19 protein-coding genes are annotated in these 23,804 nt (G+C 60.2%); 2 read left to right on the forward strand and 17 right to left on the reverse strand.

What is annotated here, in order from left to right; genetic code table 11:
- Positions 1 to 114 precede the first annotated feature (114 nt).
- Genes ABE434_RS12765 through ABE434_RS12795 form a run of 7 tightly spaced genes read right to left on the reverse strand, consistent with a single transcriptional unit; the run spans position 115 to position 7,098 of the window.
- Positions 115 to 768 carry a hypothetical protein gene (locus tag ABE434_RS12765; protein ID WP_346479156.1) on the reverse strand — a complete coding sequence of 218 codons (654 nt, stop codon included), beginning with the start codon at positions 766 to 768 and terminating at the stop codon, positions 115 to 117.
- Positions 768 to 1,247 (reverse strand): hypothetical protein, encoded by a 480-nt coding sequence (locus ABE434_RS12770; RefSeq protein ID WP_346479098.1) that lies wholly within the window; start codon positions 1,245 to 1,247, stop codon positions 768 to 770. The genes ABE434_RS12765 and ABE434_RS12770 overlap by 1 nt, the downstream gene beginning before the upstream one ends.
- 12 nt (positions 1,248 to 1,259) lie before the next feature.
- Positions 1,260 to 2,645 (reverse strand): cyclic GMP-AMP synthase DncV-like nucleotidyltransferase, encoded by a 1,386-nt coding sequence (locus ABE434_RS12775; RefSeq protein WP_346479099.1) that lies wholly within the window; start codon positions 2,643 to 2,645, stop codon positions 1,260 to 1,262.
- A gap of 1 nt (position 2,646) precedes the next feature.
- Entirely contained in the window at positions 2,647 to 3,177 is a 531-nt protein-coding gene (locus tag ABE434_RS12780; protein ID WP_346479100.1) for a Mov34/MPN/PAD-1 family protein, read from the reverse strand.
- Positions 3,162 to 4,841, reverse strand: coding sequence for a ThiF family adenylyltransferase (locus tag ABE434_RS12785; protein ID WP_346479101.1), 1,680 nt, complete (start codon positions 4,839 to 4,841; stop codon positions 3,162 to 3,164). The genes ABE434_RS12780 and ABE434_RS12785 overlap by 16 nt, the downstream gene beginning before the upstream one ends.
- Before the next feature lie 4 nt (positions 4,842 to 4,845).
- Complete coding sequence (locus tag ABE434_RS12790; protein ID WP_346479102.1) at positions 4,846 to 6,024, reverse strand: CBASS cGAMP synthase; 1,179 nt, start codon at positions 6,022 to 6,024, stop codon at positions 4,846 to 4,848.
- 12 nt (positions 6,025 to 6,036) lie between these two features.
- On the reverse strand, positions 6,037 to 7,098 hold the full coding sequence (locus ABE434_RS12795; RefSeq protein ID WP_346479103.1) for a CBASS cGAMP-activated phospholipase: 1,062 nt from the start codon (positions 7,096 to 7,098) through the stop codon (positions 6,037 to 6,039).
- A gap of 1,038 nt (positions 7,099 to 8,136) precedes the next feature.
- Here ABE434_RS12795 and ABE434_RS12800 point away from each other — a divergent pair.
- The gene (locus tag ABE434_RS12800) at positions 8,137 to 10,428 is read left to right on the forward strand and encodes a hypothetical protein (protein WP_346479104.1); all 2,292 of its coding nucleotides are present in this window, start codon (positions 8,137 to 8,139) and stop codon (positions 10,426 to 10,428) included.
- A 92-nt stretch (positions 10,429 to 10,520) separates the two neighbouring features.
- On the opposite strand, the gene ABE434_RS12805 is transcribed toward ABE434_RS12800, so the two are convergent.
- The 7 genes from ABE434_RS12805 to ABE434_RS12835 all read right to left on the reverse strand — a co-directional run bounded on the left by ABE434_RS12805 (position 10,521) and on the right by ABE434_RS12835 (position 20,922).
- Positions 10,521 to 10,949 carry a hypothetical protein gene (locus tag ABE434_RS12805; protein ID WP_346479105.1) on the reverse strand — a complete coding sequence of 143 codons (429 nt, stop codon included), beginning with the start codon at positions 10,947 to 10,949 and terminating at the stop codon, positions 10,521 to 10,523.
- Positions 10,916 to 11,230, reverse strand: coding sequence for a hypothetical protein (locus ABE434_RS12810; protein WP_346479106.1), 315 nt, complete (start codon positions 11,228 to 11,230; stop codon positions 10,916 to 10,918). Before ABE434_RS12810 ends, ABE434_RS12805 begins: the two co-directional genes overlap by 34 nt.
- A 166-nt stretch (positions 11,231 to 11,396) precedes the next feature.
- On the reverse strand, positions 11,397 to 12,302 hold the full coding sequence (locus ABE434_RS12815) for a hypothetical protein (RefSeq protein ID WP_346479107.1): 906 nt from the start codon (positions 12,300 to 12,302) through the stop codon (positions 11,397 to 11,399).
- Between the two features lie 276 nt (positions 12,303 to 12,578).
- On the reverse strand, positions 12,579 to 13,319 hold the full coding sequence (locus ABE434_RS12820) for a hypothetical protein (protein ID WP_346479108.1): 741 nt from the start codon (positions 13,317 to 13,319) through the stop codon (positions 12,579 to 12,581).
- A gap of 755 nt (positions 13,320 to 14,074) precedes the next feature.
- On the reverse strand, positions 14,075 to 14,506 hold the full coding sequence (locus tag ABE434_RS12825; protein ID WP_346479109.1) for a hypothetical protein: 432 nt from the start codon (positions 14,504 to 14,506) through the stop codon (positions 14,075 to 14,077).
- Entirely contained in the window at positions 14,503 to 18,261 is a 3,759-nt protein-coding gene (locus tag ABE434_RS12830) for an RHS repeat-associated core domain-containing protein (RefSeq protein ID WP_346479110.1), read from the reverse strand. Before ABE434_RS12830 ends, ABE434_RS12825 begins: the two co-directional genes overlap by 4 nt.
- Before the next feature lie 21 nt (positions 18,262 to 18,282).
- On the reverse strand, positions 18,283 to 20,922 hold the full coding sequence (locus tag ABE434_RS12835) for a sugar-binding protein (RefSeq protein ID WP_346479111.1): 2,640 nt from the start codon (positions 20,920 to 20,922) through the stop codon (positions 18,283 to 18,285).
- A 570-nt stretch (positions 20,923 to 21,492) separates the two neighbouring features.
- Between ABE434_RS12835 and ABE434_RS12840 the strand changes: the two genes are divergently transcribed.
- Positions 21,493 to 21,837, forward strand: coding sequence for a hypothetical protein (locus ABE434_RS12840; protein WP_346479112.1), 345 nt, complete (start codon positions 21,493 to 21,495; stop codon positions 21,835 to 21,837).
- A 268-nt stretch (positions 21,838 to 22,105) separates the two neighbouring features.
- Here the strand turns inward: ABE434_RS12840 and ABE434_RS12845 are convergent, their stop codons facing one another.
- The 3 genes from ABE434_RS12845 to ABE434_RS12855 all read right to left on the reverse strand — a co-directional run bounded on the left by ABE434_RS12845 (position 22,106) and on the right by ABE434_RS12855 (position 23,774).
- Positions 22,106 to 22,732, reverse strand: coding sequence for a hypothetical protein (locus tag ABE434_RS12845; protein WP_346479113.1), 627 nt, complete (start codon positions 22,730 to 22,732; stop codon positions 22,106 to 22,108).
- Positions 22,733 to 22,770: 38 nt separating this feature from the next.
- A complete protein-coding gene (locus tag ABE434_RS12850; protein WP_346479114.1) occupies positions 22,771 to 23,361 on the reverse strand; it encodes a hypothetical protein in 591 nt (196 codons plus the stop codon).
- A gap of 185 nt (positions 23,362 to 23,546) precedes the next feature.
- Positions 23,547 to 23,774: a hypothetical protein gene (locus tag ABE434_RS12855; RefSeq protein WP_346479115.1), complete on the reverse strand. Its 228-nt coding sequence runs from the start codon at positions 23,772 to 23,774 to the stop codon at positions 23,547 to 23,549.
- Positions 23,775 to 23,804: the final 30 nt, after the last annotated feature.

Here is a 23,804-nt window from a genome sequence, read left to right on the forward strand (position 1 = left end):
ACCGAGGTCTGAAGGACTGGACGCAGACATGATAGTGACGCACTTCAGCCGTGTGCGTGCCTGAGCTCCACGGCTGAGCCCAACCCCTCACGCCACATGAGGTCAAGCCTGCTCTTACTTGACTAAAAAACCCTTCTTATCGGCGGCTTCTCTGGCTGACTCGAAGCAGTTGATGTCATCACACTCTCGCGTGACAAGCTTCAACCGAATTTGCCCAGACGTTGGTGAGTTCGTCCAGTAGCTCCCGCCAAGTTCCTGGCCAGCCCGTTCGAGGCGGAGTCGACCATATCCCACTGTTGCTTTGTTCTCAGCATTTGCCTCTCGTGTCATGTGATACACGTACTTCAGGTAGACATCGGTGCTCTTCTCACTCCGTTCGAAGACCTCGATCGTGGAATCTGCAGGAATGCTGGAAGTGAAGGACTGGATGGACAACGACGCGTACTGCTGTCGTATGACAAACGCGATCGGTATTGGGGGAATTGCTTCCCCTTGGTAGATCGGCTTGATCTCTCCCCACCACAATCCATGAACGATTGGACGACTGGCCAGCCGCGCCAAGCGCGGCCACTTCCATGTCAGGTTCATTCCGATGAGAGGGAGGGCTGTAGTAAGGGCAATGGAAATGGAGATCGACTGAACTGCGGCCGCGCCCGGCGTCGCTCCCACCCACATCCTAATCAGCCAGACCACAGTGAAGAGAATTGCGTTGAACCACAGCAAAATTTGGACAAGCTTTTTGAACTCCTCCCGACTCAGACTCAACATCACGCCCTCTCCTCTTGATGCCACAGGCGCTCACCGTCCACATACATCGAAATCTCCCCCTTGCTCGTGAGTACGCCGACCATCGCAACGCCATCAATCCGCGATGCCAAGACGGCCGACATGTGCCTCGCCCCCCCCATGAAACTGCACAACCCGATGCGCGGTGGGATTGGAGGACTGATGTACTGCGCAACATGCGTTAAGCGAACATCGGAAGCATCAACGAAGTGAAACCCGTCGTGCCAGGGCGAGCGAACGCTCGCAAGTCGAGAGAGAACGCGGGCGATTTGATTGGCGCCAATTGCCTCTTCCAGCTCCGCAGGCACAGCTTCCCTCAGCGACGCATGCGGAAGGGCATGCCCTGGTCGGTACAGGACGAGCCCCAGTCCTGAGAAATCAGTAGATGCGGCAGACCAGGCATCTTGAAAGATGCGGTGCATCAGGGTGAACAGGTCGCCTTCGGGCTGTGCTCCTGCCATTTTCGATTGTCCTTAACGTCTCATCAACTTGGTGTACGCCGGGCGTGTTGCCCGAGTACGTGGCGGCATTGCGATCCTATCAATTGTGACTGGAACGCGCGTCACCGAACGCAACCTGCCGTGCAGCCATACCTCACAGTCCATGAAATGCCGCCCTCGGTAGGCCGCCCTCTCAAACTGGCGGAAGGTGCCATCATCGGGGGTCATATGACCGAGATCACTGGTCGAAAGTGCGTCATTGCCAGAGTTCCGAACGACCCACCGGACCTGCGCTCCGTTGGGGATGACCTCGGGGTTGGTGATTTCGAATGTCATCCCCTCTCCGATACGGGCGTGGTCGACTCGCCCGCGGAAAGTCCGATCCACGGCATTGGAATTGGCTGCCGACATCTTGATGGCAATGTCTGGGGTCGGCACGCTCAAACCATTCTGGGATGCTGCCAGAACACCAAGGTCTTCGGGAAGGGGGATGACATAGCTGAATGCCTCTGACCAGATTGTGGCGGCCTCAGAGACATCCTCGCAGCAGACTGCTCTGTCTGAAACGTCCGCCAGTGCGGCAAGCTTCTCAAGAAAGTGCCCGTGGTCTTGCTCGCTGAGTCTGTTGAGATCGTCGTCGCTATCGCCCTGGATAGGGTTAGGCACAACCCTGTCAGAGATAAGGCGCTGATAGATGGCGTCTACGACCTTCGCCAAGGCATCATCATCTTCATCGTCATCTGTGACCACCTGCTTGAAAGCGTCGACGACGAGGATCGTCAACATCAATGATGAGGGGCCGATGGCCGGAGACCGGAACGTCAGGGCGGACCATGCCTTCAAGTAGCGAATCAGACGGCGAATTATCGCTCTGTTGGCTGCGGTGCCGCCGATTGCCTCGTCAAACCAGGCGATCATGGCCGATGGGTCGCTTCGCTCCCAGCCCTTGGAGAGCGTCGCGAGCCGAACATCGCGCCCTGCCGGCGTCTCTTGGTAGACGGGGACATCGATGTGGAAGGACTGCTTGTACTTGGCCCTACAGCAGCGCTCCTTCGGCTCTTCAATAGAATGTATCTCCTCGTTCTGGGCGCTGTAGCGACGCAGGCTGCGCTGAACTGCTTCTCTCAGTTCCGCAGGATCAACGTCTGTGTGTGGTCTGCCCTTGAAGTACAGGCCGAGGTCGACGTCGTACTCATCGCCCTTCTTGAGCGGGCGGATGAGGGTGTGGAATTTGTAAGAACCTTGAATGAAATGGGAAACCTCCATGCCGAGGTCATCCAGGTCGCTCGCCAGCCATGCGGCCAACTCATTCTTGTGCTCCAGAAGATACTCTCGCTGCCCATCGCTGGGCCTTACCCGCCGATTCAGCGTTTCAACCTCAGCGTTATCCGAGTGGAACAGTGAAGCTGCGCTTGCCATATCAGCTCGTCTCCTTGAATTCATCGTGCAAGGTCATTGCGGATGCTGGTGCGCTTGTTGGACACAGGCTCAACCTAAGCAGCTCCGCTCCCTGGCTAATGCCAAGCCAATCGTCCTGCTCCATTCCCAAGATAAGGAAGAGCATCTGCTCCTCTCCTCTCTGTGTGGAGATCCTCCTCCACTCACCAGTGTCGATGACTGAGGGGAATGGGAAAAGTTGAGGGTGTGTGTGCCACTCACCGACGTAGTCTAAGGTATGGCCACTGGACAACCATCGCTCGCGCGCGATGCGCTGGTGAGACTTCGCACTCCTCCAGAAGCGTGTCCGTAGTGCCCTGTCACAGCTTCCTGGAACGGTTGCGTCAACCACGTGAATGTGGGGGTCGCGGCGAAAGCCGAGCAGGATGCCACCGGCTTCTGGCTTGAGCGCGTTGTCCTGCCGATATGCGGCCAACTTCATCATCACGACCAGTTCGATCAGAACATGGCCATGCCCGGTGGTGACCCCAAGAGAAATTAGATCGCTTTGCATGCAGGGCATCCCGGAAGAGGCCGAACATCCGCGTTCTTCGGCAACCTGACCTCGGCGCCTTCGACGGCCCGGGTACGGAATCGGGGTGAAACGTCTCCGGCCATCCAAGCAGCGACCATATCCAGCGCTAGAGCCGCAGCGCCCATGGGCGCCGACACCGCATAGGGTGTAAATGCGGTGCAGCCAAGTACCCGAAGGCCATCATCCCCGAGGCCCAGGTCAAATCGCTTCAACCGTTTGGTATCGTTTCGCCGCAGACAGCGGAAGCAAGCATATTTCTGCTCATCGACCCACAATCCCTGGACACAGGCCCCCTCGCCGGTCACCCAGACATGAAGTGTTGGAGGTCTGCGGTACTCGGGAAGCCCTTGCCGATGAAAATTGATGGCCTCGCTCAGTGCCTCTTCGCCGGTGGCGTTGATGACAAGGTCACCGACCAGATCTGCCGGGAGGCGCGTCGTCCTATTGTGGGGTGTCACTTTTGCGTGTGGGAACTCAAGATCCAAACGTGAGGCCAAAGCACTGACTTTCGCTTGCTTGAGTGCATTCATCCCCAACGCATGGCGTCCGAGATTTCCGGGCGCAAGCACGTCGGGATCCACCAGTGTGAGCTCGCCGGTGTCGGTGCCGGCGCCTAGGCGCACCAAGCCCTCAGCCAAGTAGCCACCAATGGCGCCGCAGCCGATCAACACAATCCTCTTGTCTTTGAGAGAGGGGAAGCTCAAATTGCGTCCGTGGATGAACTCCGGACCGATTTCTGACAGCGTTATCCTGGTCAGGCCCGTGTCGCGGCGGCGCGTGTGGAGCTGTTGGCGAAGGTCTAGTGGCCGACGACCAAACCCCAAGACCAGTGTTTTGTCCAACTCAAAAGAGAACCCGAACCAACCCGCAGGACAGTGAATAACGACCATCAAGTCCCCAGGCTTCTTGAAGTGCTCCCTTCCCAAGCGCTGTTGAAACTCACGATGTAGCCCGACGTCCCAGCTCTTAAGCCAAGAGAAAAGCTCACCTATCGTCGTTGGAACCCCATTCTGTCCGACGCCTGGAAGCGCATCGGATCGAAACACCCAACACTCTTGCACGCGGCGTGGTGGAGGAAGATTCATCACGCGGGCAAGTCTTTCTGGCTCCCCCACATCGCAGCTGATTAGAAGCCACTCGCTATGCTCGTCTCCCATCAGGTAGGCATCAGCCACAACGCTGGCTCGCTCAACGGTTCCGAGAGTAGCCGGTAACGGCTCGGGCTGCTGGCCAATGGACCAGCAAGCGCCAAACTCGGTTTGCAGCTCGCCCTCGCGGTAGCGCGGATCGCCAAGTAAGCGATTCAACTCATCAGTGGCAATCTGCAGACACTGCGCCACGGCACCCTCCGGCGCGTAGCGATCCAGTACTACACTTCCGTCCGCCAGGTAACAGAACCATCCCGAGGCGCTGATGTGAGGAATGAGGCGTGGCGCACCTTCGGGAACCTCCAAAATCTCGATAACCGGATAGCGCGTGAAGTCCCAGTCTTCAATCGAGAGCCGAATTTTGACATCGCCTCGATTGCAGTTGAGTACCCCATCAAACTGGCGAACACCTCCACGGGAGGGGAGCTGTACAAACCCCCTCTGGTGCAGGCTTCTGAGTACCCTTCCTAGTGACTCCTGGGGAGACTGGACCATTCACTTATCCCGCGTGGGTCGCGCCAACGACAGGGGGGACTACTACTCGAGCCTCGGCCGACCTTACCTCCCCGGCGCCATCGGCGACAACCAAGTCGGGATCGTACGGAATTCGCTCTCCCAGCTGCTCCTGGACTTTGAGGACAGCCTCTCCTCGCATGGCAACCTGCAGCGCTCTCGCTCGGCGAATGGCGGATCGCAGCTGCCCGGCACGCTCGGAGGCCAACTGGCGATCGTGGTCTCCGAGGCGATTGAAATTCTCTGCGCAGAGGTCAATGCCTGCCTCGCGAACCTCACTACGAACAAGCACCTCCACAGCTTGGGCGGCGCGCTCCAAGGCAACGTCGTCTCGATCCGGAGTGCGCTCAAACTGCTTGGCTGCCATGATCATCAGCAGCACTGAGGTGGGCCCTCCCTCTTCCCAGTGGTAGTCGCGCCATGCTTTCAGGTAACGGCACACACGACGAAGCTGATCCCCGTGTTCTGTAACCCGATCATTGAACCACTTCGAGACCTGCTCGGGATCCGACTTCTTCCACTCGCCATTGCGCATTGCCAAGTGGATGTCTTCCATCTCAGCCCAGAAGTCCTCAGGCATCTCGCCGAACTCTGAGTACTCCTCAAGGCTGGCGCTAACACTCTCGCGAAGATAGTTCTTGGACAGCGCGTGATCGAACACTGCGCTCTCCTTCACCTTTTTGAACTTCTCCTCGGGTGCCGCATACAACGGGAGGTCGATATGCGTCCACGGGGCGATCTTGACCCTCACGCATCGCGAGTTGCGCTTGTGCAGCTCCCAGCCTTCCCTGAGGCACAGGCCCTCCAAGCACTCCTCAACGAATGCGAAGTACAGCTTTGCCATCGCGCGAGGCGGAGCACTGACGTCCCACACCGTTACGGGAAGATAGACGCCAAAGTCCCAGTCCATCTCCTGAGGTGGCAGCTGCGCACCTTGGATACAGGTCTTGTAGCTCCACGAGCCCTGCGTTCGGAACTTAGGCTCCACTTGCTTATCCATCCCTAGCACAGTCGTGGAAGCTCTGCTGATCCCCTCCCGAAGGTGGTCACGAATCTTGTTCTTGGCACGAACAAGCTCCTTGCGCTGCTCTTCAGATGGGGAAATAGCCTTGTGAAAGGCATCGGGGTTGTCGCCGTTAAAGAAAAGGCTATGAAGGTTCAGCATTTCAAGCGTCTCTTATGCGTTCTTGTTTGGACCGTGATGAAAGACCGCCGGCGCCGCCTTACTTGAAAGGAGCGTCCGGAACGCGGGGTCACCCAGCGCCCTCTTGGAGGCTTCGGAGCCCGCTCCAACCAAGACCTCTCTCGCGTGTTGATCCGCCTTGTCCAAGGCGACAGCACGCGATCGCTCGTCAGTCAGCTCGTCGTCTATGTGGAAGTACTGCCCTGAGACCACGCGATGCCCGAGCATCTGGTTTGCCAGGGCCTCTTGTGCCGATATGGCAATTCCAAAGAGACGCTTTGGAGTGTTTGCCGGGTTCAGGCCGCCCCAGTCGTATGTTCCGCCACTCCGATTTCGGCTTGGATTCACCGTGAACCGTGAAGACATCGTGCCGATTGAGACGACATGGATCTCGTCTCGTGTCGCGCCGAGGAAGTGCTGAGCTTCATGTACTGCCAGCAACCCCGGCGCGTTGGCGTAAAGACCACCATCTATGTACTGGCAGCTCCCAAAGGTATGCCGGGGGAAGTAGCCAGGCGCAGCACTGGTCGCCAATGCGACGTCAGTCGCAAGATGATGATGATCTCTGGAGAAATTAGGATGATGCGGCGTCTTGAAGAGCACCGGCATCCCACTGCTGTAGTTGATCGAGGGGACGATGACAGGATGGATGCAATGCCCAATCAGTCGATCGCCAAAGAGTGAGTCACTCTTAAGTAGTGATAGGAGCGCCTCTTGGGTGTAAGGAGAGCGCACCAGCCCCCATCCGGAGAGGCGAGATCGGAAGATGTCCTCACCGTGCTGCTCAAACAGTGTGACCATGCGCTCGGCGGGGATCTCCATGGCCAATGCCACGGCCAGTATTCCGCCGATCGATGTTCCTGCGAGCAGCTCAAATCGCTGAGCGATCGGCGCACCAATGTGTTGCTCGATGTCAGCCAGGACCTTTGCTGTGTACAGACCACGGAATCCTCCGCCTGAAAGAGCGAGGATGCGAAACTTCTGTGCCCCGTCCCTCCCTCCATCGACTGCCTCTTCGGCCAAAGCATCACCAGCCACTCCCGTTGCCGCCTGCATGCACGCCCCCTTGTGATGAACCGTCCTATGTCACCTTGGCCTCCTGGGATCTCAGGAACTGCGACTCCTGGAGGCTTCATCTCACGGTCTGGGGGTGTACATCACACTTTCAAGAGCCTTTATTCACTTTTTCTTTACTCTGGCGCCGCGGAGATCATGTAAACGCTTTCACCGCCCTGCTCCCTGGTATGGGCGCGACATTCCCCCGTCCTGTTCACGGCAGCTTTGCAGCTAGCGCTGCTGCACTGGGTAAACCAATAGTTGCCACCTGATCTGACCGTTGGCAGGATTGTGTTGCCGATGGTTCTGGGGCGGAAGTGTGTGCCCACCAGCAATGGCAATCTCGTCTCCACAGGATGTGCAGCGGTATATTCCTGGGTGTGGGGCGTCCATGCCCGGTGCATGCATTGCATCGAAGGCCGCATGCTGCGACTGAGTCAAACGGTTCACGTGCTTGTATAGAGCCATACAGCACCTCCTGTGTTGGCGGAAAGAGCCGTGTGCGGCCTGCGATATGCCGCACTCAAGGCCCAGCTCATGGTGTCCCGGCCATGTGCGGCTGGATTTTCGGCCGGCATGCCCATGCTGGCTTATAGCAGACCACTGGGGGGAAGGGCTATTAACCACGCGTTAGTAGACGCTCGCTCGGAGCAGAGGTTCTGGAGCGGCTGCCTTAGACACTTGCCGCCGGAATCTCCAAGCTCAACCAGACGGAGTACCCCCGATAAATCTTCCTAATCGGCTCGCATCGCTTTCCGACCAGCCGAAATCGACCAAAATCCGTCATTCGAACACGTGGCGCGAATGTGCCCTCGCGCCGGAACCGGCCATTCGCGACTTTGATAGCTGTCGAGCATCTAAGCGCGCCCAAAACGGCCAATGTGGGAGGCTTGGTCTCACGCCGAAAGTGGACGTTGATGGTGCGTGGGCCAAGGTCCGCGTTGAGGTGGGAACAGTCGTGGCTCGCTTTTCTGATTGAACGCTCGACCACTAAACTGTAAAAGGTAGGCTCTTCGCAACTTCACTGATGGTGGCATCATGATCCAAGACCGGATCGAAAAACTTAGGTTCATCGCCGAAGAGATGCAGATCGCTTTTCATCTGGCGGCGAATCTCGCCGATCCTTTTTTCTCGCGCACCATCGCGCGACACATCCTGGTCAGGGCCGAGAATCTAATCTCACATGCGCGGCGTCTTCGTCGTCCACTTCGCGACTCAGGCTTTGACACAGCCGCGTTCCACACGACCAAGGAGGCCTACGCCACCGAGTTTGAAGAATATTTCAAGGTCGCGCGGCACAAGATTGGCGCTCATGTACAAGACTTCGACTTCGGCAAGCGCATTGAGCTCTGGAACGACATCGAGATTGTTAAGCTCAGCTACTTTGTCGACGGTGCGCAGGAAATCTATGAGTGTCTCGCGGCGCTCACGGTTCCCGGTTACGTTCCTTATGCCGTCCCTGCTGAGCTTTCTGATCCGAAGATCGTCGAGATCCTTCATCAATTCCAGCGCTCGCTCGATGCCCGCACATGGATTGAAATGGGGGTGGACTCGCTTGCGATGGCACGCGACAACACTTCCGCTGTCCTCAACGTGACACCCATTCATGCTCGCGCCGGTCAATTGGCCCTGATCCGCCGTTGGATCGCGCTACAGCTGGAACTTCGTGGCAGACTCACCGCGTATCCCGCGACCGCGCGCCTTTTCAAAGAACGCATCGTTACCGACATCGTCAGCTTCTGCGACTGCCTCGTCACGCGCCCGGTCGCAGCCGACGCCTTGCAGGCCATGGACGGGCTGAACAAGCTTGTGCAGGCAGAAAACCAGTCATCAGCAGCGATTGATGGTTTTGTCTCCGCATCGCATTTTGACGCCGATCTCGCAGCTACTCGCAGGGTTCGCGACAAGATCGGCGCTCATCTTGAAATCGACGAGGCGGAAACACTTCCCATGCTTCTCGCCGAGCTCGATGCCTTCGATCTCGACAAGGCGCTCGCGTTTTACGCTCGGGTCGCCGCAGCCTTCAATAAACAGTGCTCCGCTGTTATTTTTCTGCGTATGTATGCCGCCGACGGCGCCCGGCTCTACGGCGTGACCATGGGTCATTCGGCAATGAAGCCCTTTGCGGGAGTCGCCGAGCCAACCCTCTCTGCACCGCCCGCGGTACCACTCATCGACGATGAGCAGGAGTACGCCAAGAATCTGACGCGCTGGCTCGACGGTGATGAAAGCCAGAAGGGAACTGCACGCGATTTCTTCTCGAAAGCGTTCATGGGCTCCGAATGTATCGAAGACATCAAGGAGACGGAGAACCTCGGCAGCGGCGCACGCTTTCACACACACCAGTTCCGCAAAGCGCATCAATTCTTTCTCGACGCCTTGAATGATGGCCTGTCCGATTTTGACCTCAAGGGTGTTCTCGATCTTGTTATGTCATGCCGAGGAGGCGCGCCATATCCATTGTCGGAGGTGCTCGTCCGCTACGCGCCACACGCAACCGTATTTCGGCAATACCTGATCTGCCGCGCCCTCGGCGAAATTGGTAGCGGACCGCACGAGAGCGTCTCCGACTTTCTCGACGCTCAAGCCCACTCGCCAACCTGGGTGGTTAGCTTCGAAGCGAAGATGGCCCGCTATAAATCGTTCATCATGAACGAAGGGGTGTTTCGTGCCAACCACAAAGGCAAGACAAAGGCCGAGCACGATACGCTTGTCGCATCCATGACCCAGGCCATGTCACCGGATAAGCTTCTTATTCTCCTTCTTGGCTTCGCCAGCGTCCACACTGGGCCTCTCGCGGGTGTTTTCACGACCCCGTTTCGCAGTAACTACACGGCCCTCCAGGCCAAGCTTGAGATGCTCATCCTGCCGCTTTTGAACGACGATGCCGCCAACTCCAAAGCGGCCATACTCAAACAACTCATTCAGACCCACGACTACGTCGGGGTGAGCGTTCATATCGCGATCAATCTCAATGGCGGCGAAAGCCATCCGCTCTACGCGGAATTGGTCGATGCCTGCTGTCGACAAACCATTATTGCGGCCTCCAACAATCAAGCGATCCGTCATCTCGCCATGACCTATGTTCTGAAGAAGGATCATCTCCTCGCTTTCGAGATCGCCGGGCCGCTTGCCGACCGCAACCCAGATTGGATCGAGGTGCAAATCCTTGTCGCCCAAATTCTTGGTGAAATAGTTGGAGCGGAAGCTGAGGCCCGCGAGCGAGTGAGCAGCATCCGAAGCGCTTACAAGCTCTCAGCGATACAGGAGGCTGCGCTTACGACGGTGGAGACGGAGGTTCAGAGCCGTCGGACAAGTCAGGAGGAATAGTTGCGTTCCAATATAACGACCAACCTTCAAATACTGGCAGCCTCGGCATTGCTCGGAAACTGACGTCGCCGATAACCAATATTTGTGCAGCGTCAGACCGTTCCCTTCGCTGTTAAAAGCGATACGTGGCCTGCTCGCCGGCTGGCCAACGATCGGCATCCAGCGCCGGCTCCGTAGATAAAGTCCCGCTTGTCGAAGCGACCCTCGGTCTTGCTGTTCGAGGTAAGTGGCTTGAGCACGAGCGGGATGATGCCGTTCTGCTCGCAAGCCAGGGTCTGATGAGCGTTGTAGTAGCCGCGATCGGCCCGCGCGGCCAGGTGGTCGGCGCCTAGCGCGGCTTTGGCCTTGAGCGCCATGGGCGCAATGATGTTGGTGACTTCGTGGGCCTCGATCAGGTGATGCTCGGCATCGACTGCGGCCTGCGGCTTGTAGCCCGCCGTTTCCCTGGCACGACCTGTCCAGGTCAGGGAACGGGCATCCGGATTGGTCAGCGATATCTGACCGTCGGGTGCTTCCTGCATCCCCGTTCGATACAATCCAGCGCCGCCATCTGCTCGCGCAGCTTGGCCAGCTTGATCGGCTTGTCGCGCAGCTGCGGCATACGTGCCTCGGGCAGCGGCATACGTGCCTCGGGCAGCAGCACCGGATCGTAAATGGCACGGTCCAGCTCGGCCAGATAGCGGGCCATGCTCTCGTCGAGCTGGCTACGCCGCGCCTTGACCTTGCCGGCAGTGAAGTTACGATCGCGGCTGTTGACTACCTTGAAATTGCTGCCATCGATGCCTCGGCCGGGAGCTGCCATGCCCTACCCCCGATAAACATCCCTAATCTTCTGCGTTATCTTCCACAAATGGCGCATCTTGGCCTGGGCCAGGCTATCGTCATTGCTGACGCGATGTCCTCCCTTGTATTCCACCACGAGCAGCCGACCGCTCTTGAGCTTGGCGACGACGTCGGGGTAGGTCCCTTCACTTCTCCGCTTCCGCCGGCACCCGCACGAAGTCCACATGCAATCGCTTCGCCAAGACCCTGCCTGCCTTGCCCAATGGCCGGGTGCTCACCAGCACGGCATCGCACAGGGCTGGCTTGCGTAGCGCAATGCACTCGGCGCGCAGTACAGCCCGATACTTGATGACTTGGTAGATCCCCCGCATTAGCTCGTCGTCGCTCGCATTGCTGGCTTTGACCTCCACCGCCAAGCTCTCGCGCCCGTTGGTGAAATAGGCATCTAGGCTGTCGCCGGAACTCAGCCTGTGCTCGTTCACCCCGGCCTCGAATGCTCCGTAGTCCTCGAACCGTTCCGAGTGCGCTGCCACCCAGGCCTTAAGTGCTTTGTGCGCGGCGCTTTCGGGCCGGTAGGCGGTCGGAATGGCAGGCAGTTCAATGGGGTTCCCCTCGTCGGGGTTGGCATGTGCCGTGTCGAGCACGTCCACCCCTAAGGCTTGGGCCACCCGGTCCCAGTTCGGCCCATAGTCGAACACCGCAGCCATAGCGGCTTGGATGTAGGCCTCGCGGTTGGCAGCCATCCCTGCCCCGCCGTCGTCGAAGTAGTAGTGGGCGACTTCATCCGCACCATGACCGGGCAGCTGGGTGTCGGCTTGGACGACGATAAGGTTTAGCGGCGGGATCTTCTCGCCCCACTGCTCACCCAACTCCTGGATGGCGAAGCCCACGGCTCCTACGGCCGGGCCATACAAGGTCTTGCGGGCCTTCGGCTCCAGACCATGGAGGCGCTCTAGCTCGGCGGCGAGCTCCCCGTAGGTGATAGGCCGCCCGATCTTGGCCCGTTGGATGAGGATGGACGGAATGCGAGGCACCACCTCACTGCGCCATGGTGAACGCGCCAGCTCCTGCCGGTTCCAGTCGTAGGCCATGTAAACCCCCTGAGTCCCGGTTGAAGTCTAACCGAGCATTAGGCCAGACTGAATTGCTCTCCTAACCCTGATAACGATGCCTTATCGCGCCAAGCAACGCTGCAGTGGCTACTGCAGCCAATGAGCTCTCGGAAACAGGCGCTGGCTGCCATGCAGGAGCCACCAGTGCAGGATCGATGACTGCTGATGCTCGCCGGCGATGTGCTCGAGGACGAGTGCTGCAGCCGGCGATAGCGGCCGAGAAGGTCGGCGCTACATGCAGGATGGATGCGAGTCCTACTCTACGGTCATTGCAGGAGACGATGCCAGCTCAGCCTCCTGGACGGAGGCATCCAGCAGGGCCACGTAGGTATCAAGGCGCACGCGGAGGCCGATCGTTACCCAAGCAAGCAGATAGAGGAGAACCATTGCAAAGATGAGCACCGCGCCCGCCCAGCCGACATCGAAGACGCCAGCCCAGTTTCCTTGCTTCCAGGCCCGATACTGTACATAGAACGCAATCAGCAGCGGAAATGGCCCAAGCCGCTGCAACCCACCATATACGAGCCCCATGCGATCAATCATGCCCGTTCGCAGAGTACTGACGTACCTGAGGCGTTGCTCGCGTTCACTTCGTGGGAATTTGCGGATTTCAGCAATCACGGATTGCCATTGGGAGAATTCGCCATCCATCTCCTTGGCATGCGACAGCCTCGGTTGGATGTATTGGCGAAACTGCCTTCGTGCGGAAAGTGCCCAGCCTAGGATGAAGCCGCCCATCTCAATGAACAAGCAGATCAGAACCAAGGGCAGCACCATGCCAACGGGAATCCACTGCTCCGGCATCAGGCTACCCAAGAGGCCAATGGCAGCCGCTGCCATGCCCACCCGGAACGACCACCTTTCCAACCGGCCCGCCTTAGGGTAGATGCTCTGATCGATCAGTCCCTGCACACGCTCGTAAAGCCAGTGGAAAGTCAGTTCCTGCTGGTTGATGTTTGCCGGCGGATTGAATCCGCCCCCTGCCTGCATGTCCATTGCGTCCCCTGCCCCGCCGGCGATGATGCCGGCGGCATCATCGTAGCCGAGGTGCGCGCCGGATGGCGCTTTGCCGGCAAGCGGCCGGCACTTCCCTTGGTTTGCTGACTCCGATGGATTGGCTCATCACCACCTGGCGCTATTGAGCCCCGACGACGCCAACCGAACTCAACCTTCACGGCTACCACGGCACCCGCCACGCTAGACCTGGAAGCGATCCAGACCTACCGCGTCGAACCCTATGTGTTGGCGGCCGATGTATACGCTGGTTCTCCGCACGTCGGGCGAGGCGGCTAGGTCTAGTACCCTTGTTTCGTGGTAACCGGCACTGCGTAGGGGCAGCCTACGCTGCATGTGGATGGCGTGTTGCAGCCGGAGCTCAGCGTCCTCCTCAGTGAGGACGCCCATCACTATCGCGCTGCGCTGGACGTGGCGGCAGCCCCGGGATGAACGTGCGCCCCGGACTACAGGCAGAACTTGATGCGCTGGCCGAGATGCTGGCCCACTGGCTGGCGCAGGTGCGCCATCCGGCACAGTTCTGGCCGCAGTTTGAACGGCTGGCTGCGGAGATCCTGGACCAATGCGCGGACACGGAGAGGCGCCACGCGCGTGCGTGCATGCATCCAGGCGATGCTCAAACGCCATGCGCTGGAGCTCCTGCCCTGGCACGAACGTGACGACTGACAGAAGCTCTATCCCCTTGCCTGTCCACCAGCAGCTTGTCTGATCAGTTGGGTTGCCTAGGAGCAGTCGTACTAATGAGTGTGCGAGTCCACCCGCCCCATCTGCGACACGGCGATGGCCACATCGCGGCAGGCACCCAAGCGGATCACCCTGCCGCCCTTGGATGCATCTCTGATGATCACGCCCGTCACCTCGACCAGCTGCCCATCAAGCTCGCCGGCACGGTCCAGCAGCGCGTCGTACAGGGAAAGCGAGAGGCACCGTGGCGTCTGCCAGCGCTCATGGTCGGCCTTGGTTGCCCATAGATTTCGGTCTTCGTGCCGCAGGGAAACCCAGCCGCGCAGGGTGACGGTCTTCCCCTCGAATGTCTGCGGTGCCGCAGCGACCTGAAGGAACAGGGGATCGGCAACGGCTTCGCGCTGCAGCGACGATGCTGGCGAGCAGGCCACAAGGCCCAACGAACAACACAGTGCCGTCAGTTTGAAAAGCGGGTTCATGCTCATGGTCTGGCCTCCGGTTTCATGAACTCGGGCTGGGTCTGTTGCCTGTCCAGGCTTCTCTGCTGCAGGCGGATTTCCCGCGAGGTCATCCGCCCATTGAGCATCCGGAACTGCAGGCGACCGCCGACAATTTCAGTAACCCCGACGCGTCCGGTACTGACCACGCCGTTGGGAAGCCCCTGCTTGAGGGGCGCCGCGTCTGCAGGGCTGACAACACCATCGGTCCTGCCGTCGATATGACCATGGATGACGGCCTCGGCGCCCTTGGGCACGGCAGCGGATGCGGAGTCGGTTGTTGCGGTGCTCGCCGTGGTTGCGTTGGCAGCCAGTTCCACCTTGTGGTCTCCACCTTCGGTCGCCACCACGAAGCCGATCTTTTCGACGCTTCCACCCTCCTTGACCGCCACCACGCCCTTCTGGCTCACCATCGCGCTGCCGACTGACGTCGAGGCCTGTGAGGTCTGCCCTGTCGATCGGCTGCTGTCATAGGTGTCGGCCTGGATGCAGTTGCTCTTGCTGGAGCCAGGGCAGGCACTTCGGCCATCCGGGTCGAAGAAGCGGTACGGATTGCTGTTGGCATACCGGTAACGATTGAAAGCACTGAGCGGATTCTCACGTGCCGTTACCGGATCGGCGCTGATGAACACGCCCAGGGCTGGGTCATAGTAGCGCTGGCCCATGTACACCAGGCCGGTATCTGCATCGCTAAGATGCCCGGAGTAGCCTGGCGTCGACGCAGCCGGGGCGACATCCGGCTCCCCGTACGGCGACCACAGATGACGTGACAGTATCGCGCCGCTTGCATCAGTCGTGGCGGCGAGCGACATGCGTGCGTCGTGGTGGAGGAAGGTCATCTTCACGTCGCTCCCCGTGCTCGTCCGCACTGACAGGACATTATCACCCAGGTACACGTAGTCGGACACTTCACTGCCCGTGGTCGATTCGAGCAACCGGCCGTCAGGGAGGTAGTTCCACGTTCGGTAGGCGCCGCCTTCGGCCGCCGCCCGATAACCGTTGCCGTCATAGAGGTACTTGCCGACCATGCCTCCTGAACGCAGGCGTCCGGCCACGTCGAAGTTGAATATCTGGCCGTTGCGGGTGGTCATGTTGCCGGCTGTATCGTAGGCGAAGCCCTGTACGCCGTTGCCGTCCTGATCGCGCAGCAACAGCAGTCGATTGCGTCCGTCGTAGTGGAAGCTGCGCTCGCGCTTTCCAGGAAGACGCATGCCGATGATGTTGTCCAGCGTGTCGTAGGCAAAGGTGTATTGCCCATTGCCGCCGAAGGCCGTTGCGTTGGCCTGTGTCAGCCGGTCCAGGCGGTCGTAGCCCAGCGCTATCCTGCCTGGCTCGCCGCGTACCGCATCCTGAATGGTGACGATGTTTCCGACGGTGTCGTAGTTGTATATGAGGTTGATGGCAGCGCCATCCTGCACCGCGCTCTTCAGCTGCCTGGCGTTCTCCTGCACCGTGCGGACGATGCCGTTGCCGTAGGTCATGCTGACAAGCGTGCCGCTGGGTGCATGGCGGATGGCGCTCGCCAACAGCGTTCCCGCGCCATCCTGCACCGCAAGCGGCTGACCCAGCGCATTCAGCGTCTGCTGCACCACATAGCCATCCGGGTAGCCGGTACGCACCTGCTGGCCCAGGCTGTTGTACGCAAACGTCGACGTCCTTGCTGGCGCTGCACCGATGACTCTTGAATGGCCAACGATCAGGCCCAGCGAGTTGTAGCTCAGGCCGGTGGCGACGGTGATGCCATCCTGATTCAGTGCCACTTCTGATTTCAGTTTGCCATCGCCGGTGTACTGCGTCTGCAGGTTGCCCAGACCATCCGGATACGTGGTCTGGATTGGGCGATTGATGGCGTCGTAGGCGTACACGACCCGCCGCGTCGAAGACAGGGCCGCGTCCCGGTCGCAGCGGTTGGGATCGGGAAGGTCCAGACCCTGTGCGCTCCACGCCACATTGCCGGCAGCGTCGTACTCAAGCACGGTGGCGCCGGTCTCCGGTTCAATGGACTTGCACAGGCGAAGATTGTCGTCATACACATAGCGTCGCGTTACTGTCGCTGCGGGGTTGTCGGGCGTTCCCGGCGTCAGCGTCGCCTTTGCCGTGGCTTCTGTCTGTGCCAGCACATCAGCGCCAACCGCTAGCGTGAACCTGTTGACGCCCGCACCGATAGCGACGTCCAGAGCGCCGCTGGTACCCGTACCGATTGCGCTGCCGGCGGCGTTGCGGACCTCGGCGCGCGGGTCATTGGCTGACCATGTCAGTCTCACGTTGCAGGTCTGCGCGCCTGAGGCTATCTGGCAGCCCGAAGGCGTGGCGCTCAGCGTGCCGGCAGGCGCGGCCGGTACGGTAAAGGACCCAGATCCCCCAATGGTGCTGTTCGGCCGCCCCACGGGGGAGATGCCGTGGATGTGAATGCTCTGGCCTGCGCGCTGCCGGCGATCCTCATTGCTGAGCTGGAGGGAGAAGCGGTGATTGCCCGACGCCTGGCATTGCGTGCCCACGGCCGGTTCGCTGGACTGGTCTGCTCTGCCACTGGTGAGGAAGGTCCCCGCGCCTGCCGGGCCACCCGTGTAGAGGTGAACATCAATGGGCGCATCGATGCGGGTGGAGCAGGCCCAGCCGTTGACCTGGCCACTGGCGCTGACACTGTCGATGTTGCCTATGACGTTGGATGGCGGCCCGGTAACGGTGATCTGCAGTTCGGGACTTGCACCGCCAAACCATTCGACCCCCTCCTCCAGCAAGCGCCACTGGAAGCTGTAGGTTCCTGGCAGCGACGGAGCTATGACCGTGAACTCAAAAAACGCGGGCAGCTGGGGGATGACATCCTTGGGCATCGCCACCCGCGCTACGCCCCAGCGCATGTTGCTTTCCGGATTCCACGAGCCAAGCGCGTAACCCGTGGATGCAGACCAGGTGGTATTGCCCGTATTGGTGAACTTCATCTTTACGGTATAGGAGCGCCCGGCTTCCATGGTGGTGGGCACGACCTGCTCATAGGCAACGCCACGATTGAGCCGTCCGGTGACTTCAAAAGTGCCCACGCTGCTGGTGCTGCCGAAGCGTGAGCCACTCCGGTTCATCTGCCACTGCATGGCATGCGGGCCGTTCTCGTTGGGGGCCACGCCGTTGTAGGCGAATGTGGCCGTGCCCCCCGGCGGGGTGTCCGCGGGTACGGGGAGATCACCAAAGCCCAACGGGGCGGTGCTGTATCCCTGCGCCTGGCCAAGCCGGTACCCGTCGCTGGCCCGCCAGGTGGTGTTACCCGTATTGCGGAACGTTACCGTTCCACTGAAGGCCGTTCCTCGATCAGCCGAGGCCGGCCCATTCCATGAGACATACTCGGCACCATCGAACGGCGCAGGCGGGGCAGCGACGTTGATGACGATGGTCGGCGAGCTGAGCTGCCGGTACAACTCGTCACCATTGAGGTTGCGTACCCCGGTCGCGGTCAGCACGTACTGGTAGGTTCCGGCGGAGATGCCGTTCTCGGTGTAGGTGCTGTTGATGTTGCGCGCAACGACAATGCCGTTGCGTGACAGTGCAACGTCGGTCAGGTATTCCCCTTTCACGCCTGAACCATTCTTGCCCTTGATCTGGAATTGGTACGTTGCCGGGGCGGTGTAGCTGGTCTGGGACGGGCCGATCAGCTCAATGGAAGCCTGTGCGTAGGCCGTCTGGCAGATCCCGGCCAGCACGAAGCCGAGCAGGACCGCGATATATGCTCTGATCTTTGCAGCGTTCACGGGCGTCTTCCTTGGCGTCGATCAGTTCGCGGACTGGGAAATTTCCGTAGGCAAGCCAAACACATTCCGTTTGAGACTCAGCCTGCTTCCATCTGCGCGGATGATCTGTGTGGGCTTGTCGTAATCTGGCGCTTCGTAGGCATCGAATCGCGTCGAGGTCTGTCGACCGGCCGGATCGGTCTGCAACAGTGTCGCGTTCGCGCCATACTGCAGCGTTGTGATCAGCAGCCCTTGCTCGCTGTCCTGTGCGGTGTATGTCTTTCGCCCCAGTGCGTCGTACTCCGTCCAGGTGCCTGTAACCGGATTGCTGGCACGCACGGGGTAAGAGGTGAACGTCTTGCGGCCCTGCGGGTCATAGTCATTGCGGACAAAGGTCTGGGTGCCCGCAACATCATTGGCGTCATACGAGCGGACCAGGCGCGGCTGCCACAATGCATCGAGATAGATTTCCTCGCGACGCGGACCGATGCTGTTGTCGACGCGCCAGTGGCCAGGCCCAAGGTCGTACTCGCTCGTGCCGACCTGGCGGAATGACAGCACCGTCTTCTGCCACTGGTTTTCATCCGCGGGAGGGGCCACCTCGCGAATGCGCCCCATAGCGTCGTGCTGGTAGCTCGTGGTGAGCCCAAGCTGGTTCGTGGTTGAGGTTATCCAGCCATTGGCGTCGATGGTCATGCGACTGGTGAGGCCATCGGCCTGGGTCAGCAGCCTGGGCACGCCGCGATACCAGTCCTCCACGCGGAGCGTGTTGCCCTTGCCGTCGATCACCGTGTTGATGGTGCCGTCAGCGGCATAGGTGACCTGCTGCAGCAGCGCACCGAAACGGGTGATCGAGGACGGCCTGGCCAGCGAGTCGTAGGTGTACTGCAGCGTGACCTTTGCGCTGCTGAGCTCCGTCGACTTCAGCATCTGATTCTGGACCCAGGGGATCGCGCTGTCGAAGTACTCGTGGATCTCGCTGCGGACACCCGATGGGCCCGCATACTCAACGCGTCCGGGTCGGGCCTTCGCATTGAAGTCTGCGTAGGAGACTCGGTAGCTGTCTCCGTCCAGGCTGGTCTGGGTCTGGCTCAATGCACTCAGCGTGCCGGCCAGGAACTGACCTGACATGATGCCCAGCGATCGGCCGACCCGGATCGGGAATGGCCCACCATCGGCGCCATAGACGTAGGTCATCTGCTCGTCCTTGAGCACGCGCCCGGACGCATCCAGGATCTGCCGCTGCAACAGCTTGCGCTCGTTCAAGCCTGGATCGGCACCATAGCGTTCGCGCACTTCGCTGCCGTCGGCCTTGCGCAGGGTGGACCATCTGCCAACCCCTGGCAGCTGCACCGTATAGCTGCGGGTACTCACCATCGGGGCGAGGCCAGGGCCGGTGATGGTTCTGGTCTTCAGCGACCACGCGTCGTACTGGGAGGGCTGCAGTCCGGCACAGGGATCGGAGCGGATGAACAGCTCCATCTCGAAATCAAAGACGCCCCATGCGCCGGACGGAGCCCCCACCGTCATCTGTGTCGGGGGCGGCGTCTGCCCCGCCCTGATTGCACACCCGCCCTCGTCATCGGCCTTGCGATACGGGAAGCGTGATTGCAGCCGCCCCCTGTGGCTGTATGTCCATCTGGAGCCATCGGGCAGCGTTACCTGTGACAGTCCGCCATCATTGCCGTCGGAACCGGCGGTGTAGCCATATGACCAGGTCCGTCCGTTGGCGCTGACCGTGGTCACCCGCCCCTGGCCGTCATAGACCAGGTCGATCCTCCTGCCGTCGCTGGCGTTGATGCTGGTGAGCCTGTAGCCGGTGTAGCTGTAGGAAACCCAGTTTCCATTGCGATCTTCGACCCGCGAAGCCAGCAGATAGACGCGCTTGCGCCCTACCATCCGGTTCGCGGCGCCGTCGCTGTACTGCGCCATGGCATAGGGCTTTTCAACGCCCCAATCGAAGAAGTACTTCTTTCCATCGACCGTATGGCCAATGAACGCTTCGCCTGGATAGCCATTGCGGGTTGCCGGCAGGCAGCTGAAGCGTGCCCGTGAAGCGGTCATCCACTTCGGGTTGTCCAGCCCAGCGGCTGTCGCATAGGAGGGATCGGTGGCCACAAGCAGCTCTTCGCCCTGCCCTCCCTGCCATTTGACATCGATGCCGAAGCCGATGTTCCAGTATCCGTGGGTTTCCAGCAGGGTCGGCGCCGTGTTGACCGAGCAGCGTTGTGTCGTCAGGTTGCCGGGTTCGCCGGTAACCCAGCCACTGGCGTTGGTCCACACGCCCGACAGGTACGGGACCTCCACTTCCCAGTCATCGAAGATGGTCAGCCCGCTCGCCTCGCTGCCGCTGACCGCCCGGTTGACAGACTCAACACCGAACCGTCGCGCCAGGCGGACGGGCATGTCGAAGTTTCCCGGCAGGGAAACATCCTCGACGGAAAACTCGGTACTGCCATCAAAACTGTTGGTTCTGTCGCCAAAGACTCCGTCGGCCGGAATCGCCGACAACGACTGGCTGCTTTTGACGCGCTTCTCATACTCTTGGTAATTGAAGAGGCCTTGCGCCTTCGCCTGGAAGGCCGCAGTCATCACCAGAAGCGCAATACAGACGGCCTTGAGCGACCGGCCGGAAATGTCCATGCGAGTTGTGTCACCCCGCCCGTCCTTGGCAGTAATCATGTCGAGCCAGTCCCCTGAGATGGTGGCTTGCAGTCACGCAGTGCGCGCGTAGCTATAGGCGTCCATCAAGGTTTGTGTCAAGCGGCACCGCAGCAGCGCCCTATTCATTGATGTTTATGATTCAGCGGGACACCGGGCCGATCAACTCCTATCGGGGGGCGCTCTGGACCGTGCCGTCCTCGCGTGCAGCAATGCGCTCCACCAGCGTATCGACCGCCGCTTCCATGGCACGCGCGGTGTTGTTGCCGCTCTGGTTGGTGATGACGGAGCGAAAAGCCGCTTTCCTTACTCCCGATAAACATCTCTAATCACTTGGGCCAAGCGCCTATCCGCTCTCGGCTACAAGCGGCCGTTCGCATCTTCGGAATCGAGCCGGCCCAGGAAGCGGCTCTGGCTGGAACGAGTTCTGGAATCCAGTGATGAACGCCTCCTCGCCTGCATAGTAGGTATCCAGCCCGACTGCGATACCGCGCTGACCGATGGCCAGCAGAGCTTGTGCCGAAATCTATATGCCGTCATTGCTGTTGCCTATGAAGAAGCCGCAGAACAGATCAGGCGGAAACCGTGCCAATGACTTCCAACAAGGCGAAACCAACGTACAGGCAAGTCTTCCAGACCTTGGGGCTGCTGGCCGGGTCGCCGATCCTGCCAACGGCTGCCGTGGCCTGCAGTGGCACCCCGGCGCCAGAGCCCGCGCCCGCGCCCTCGCCCTCGCCCAACGTCACTTCACCCAAGAAACATACGATCGATGAGCTGAGGCTGGAGTTGTCGCGAAAATGGTCTGGGAGCTGGGGCGGCTTAGACGACGAAACCAACAACCGCTACGCGCGTTTCGAGGCGGACCTGGAGCGGCCTGGGCAGCTGGAACTGGAAGTGCGCGTGGATGAAATGCGGCTGAGGCAGGGATTCGCCTGATGCTGGAATCGATGACCTATACCCTTTGACCCGGAATGCCGAGGTGACGGAGTTCCTCGCATCGATGTGCCGGCACTTGATTGATCAGACGGCATCAAGATCGTTGCAGTCGCATCCGTCTCTTCGTAGAGCGCTCGATCGATGCGCAGAAGGGCCTTCGCAGCGTTGATCGCGGCACGCCGCTGTATGTTGCCTAGCACCCCACCGACGCGGTACCTGCCCGCCGCATGGTGCGTGACTGCGTCTCCGTGGTTCCCCGCGTGCAGAACTAGATGCCTTCTCTGATCGAGGTGACGGGGTTGCTCTGCACGGGACCATCGCCCGTCGCAAAATCGGCGCGGATGACACCGAGCCCACTGGCGTACCAATAGTCCACGCGCGCGTCGTCTACCGACACCTGCAGATGGCACGTATGTTCGAAGGTGCGTGGCCCAGCGGCAAGGGGCAGTTCGATGGTCGCGAAACCGACGAACGTGATCGTCGCATCGAACGGCAGCAGGCGTTGTGCGAGGGGCATGCCAGTGGACTGGACCTTGGTGCCGCGGGCCACGTGGTCGGGGTAGGGCTCCGCATCTGGAATCCGGACCTCCCCGGTCGGGCTCCCTAGCCCACGCATGCCAGTGGATTCGAGCGCAATGGGCCGGTAGGTGCCAGGGTCGTGGTACTGCACCACCGTGCCACCCCCATGCTCGTCCGACAGGGTCACGGACACCGCGATCACGTCCCTGTTGTCGTAGCGTGCTGACTCGATGCGCGTGTGGGCTGCGGATGTCGCTAGCTCCACGCCCGGCTGCAGGGCGAAACAAGATGCGAAGCTGGGAGCAGGAGTCGCCGCGGCGAACGCGTCTACCGCTAGCGCGATTGAAAGCAGCAGGTAATTCGGGGAACGCTTCATTCAGATTCCTAAGATAGCGCGTGCAGGGCACGAGTCGTTCAGTCCGCGAACGTCACGGTTTCCATGATCTTCTGCATGCCCGCTTCCGCGGCGCTGCGATTCGCCTCAACCGTCCAAGTGGATGCGTAGCAGTTCCACTCCTCACCACACTGCTTGACGGCCAGCACGTGCAAGCGCCGGGCATACGGTTGGTCGTCTTCGAAAAGGTTGTACTGGAACTGCGTGGCATGGGCCTTAACGCCTGGCGCCAGCTGGTAGGCTGAATACTTGGGCGGTCCGTAGTATTCGCTGTCCTCCACCTCCAGTGAGTACGAGTGGGCGGCCCAATCCGGCAACGAGAGGACCTCGCTCGTGTGGACGAGATTGATCTTGACCTCCAGGTTCAACACCTCGAAACGGGTCTTGTCGGCTTCGATGATCACACGCCGCTGGTTCTCCCCGTCACTGGGATGGTCTTCCACGACCGTCCAATTCCCGGGCACCTGCATCTTCAACCCGTGCTTAGCGTAGGTCCTGGGCGATGCAACGTCTGGCGCGGCAGCTGGCTCGATGACGAGGTTCTGCGAAGCGCCCACGACAGGGGCAAGACAGGCGACACAGATCAGGCTGTGGAGCAGGAGAGGTCTCACGGGCAATCCTCGGATCAATAATGGCAGTGGATGGTAGAGAGGGCACGAAGGAGCCGCCATACAACGAGTTGCAAACTTGCATTGGTGCCGCGGCAAACCAAAGGTCGGAAAGCGGAAAGGCGACCCGAGCGCCGCCTTTCCGCGTTGACACAACAAACGAAGGTGGGCTGCCGATTGCTCGGCCGTCAGCCCTTCGCCATCCGACACGTCCTTGATCGACGGGCGATACGGCCCGGCTTGGCAACTTCCAGCACCTTGACCTTCACCCGATCGCCTTCCTTCAGCACGTCCGACATCTTCTCGAAAGGCGTTCTGGTTGGGCTTGCGGGGTTGGATGCATCGCAGGTCACGCCGTTGGGTTTGGCCGACTGGCTGAATGGTTCGCTCAGGAACTCAGGGCCGCTATCGGCCAAGGGCAGACGCTCACTACTTGAACGCTGGCA

The organism is Stenotrophomonas sp. TWI1183 (assembly GCF_039673115.1).
In the GTDB taxonomy this organism is placed as follows: domain Bacteria; phylum Pseudomonadota; class Gammaproteobacteria; order Xanthomonadales; family Xanthomonadaceae; genus Stenotrophomonas; species Stenotrophomonas maltophilia_AA.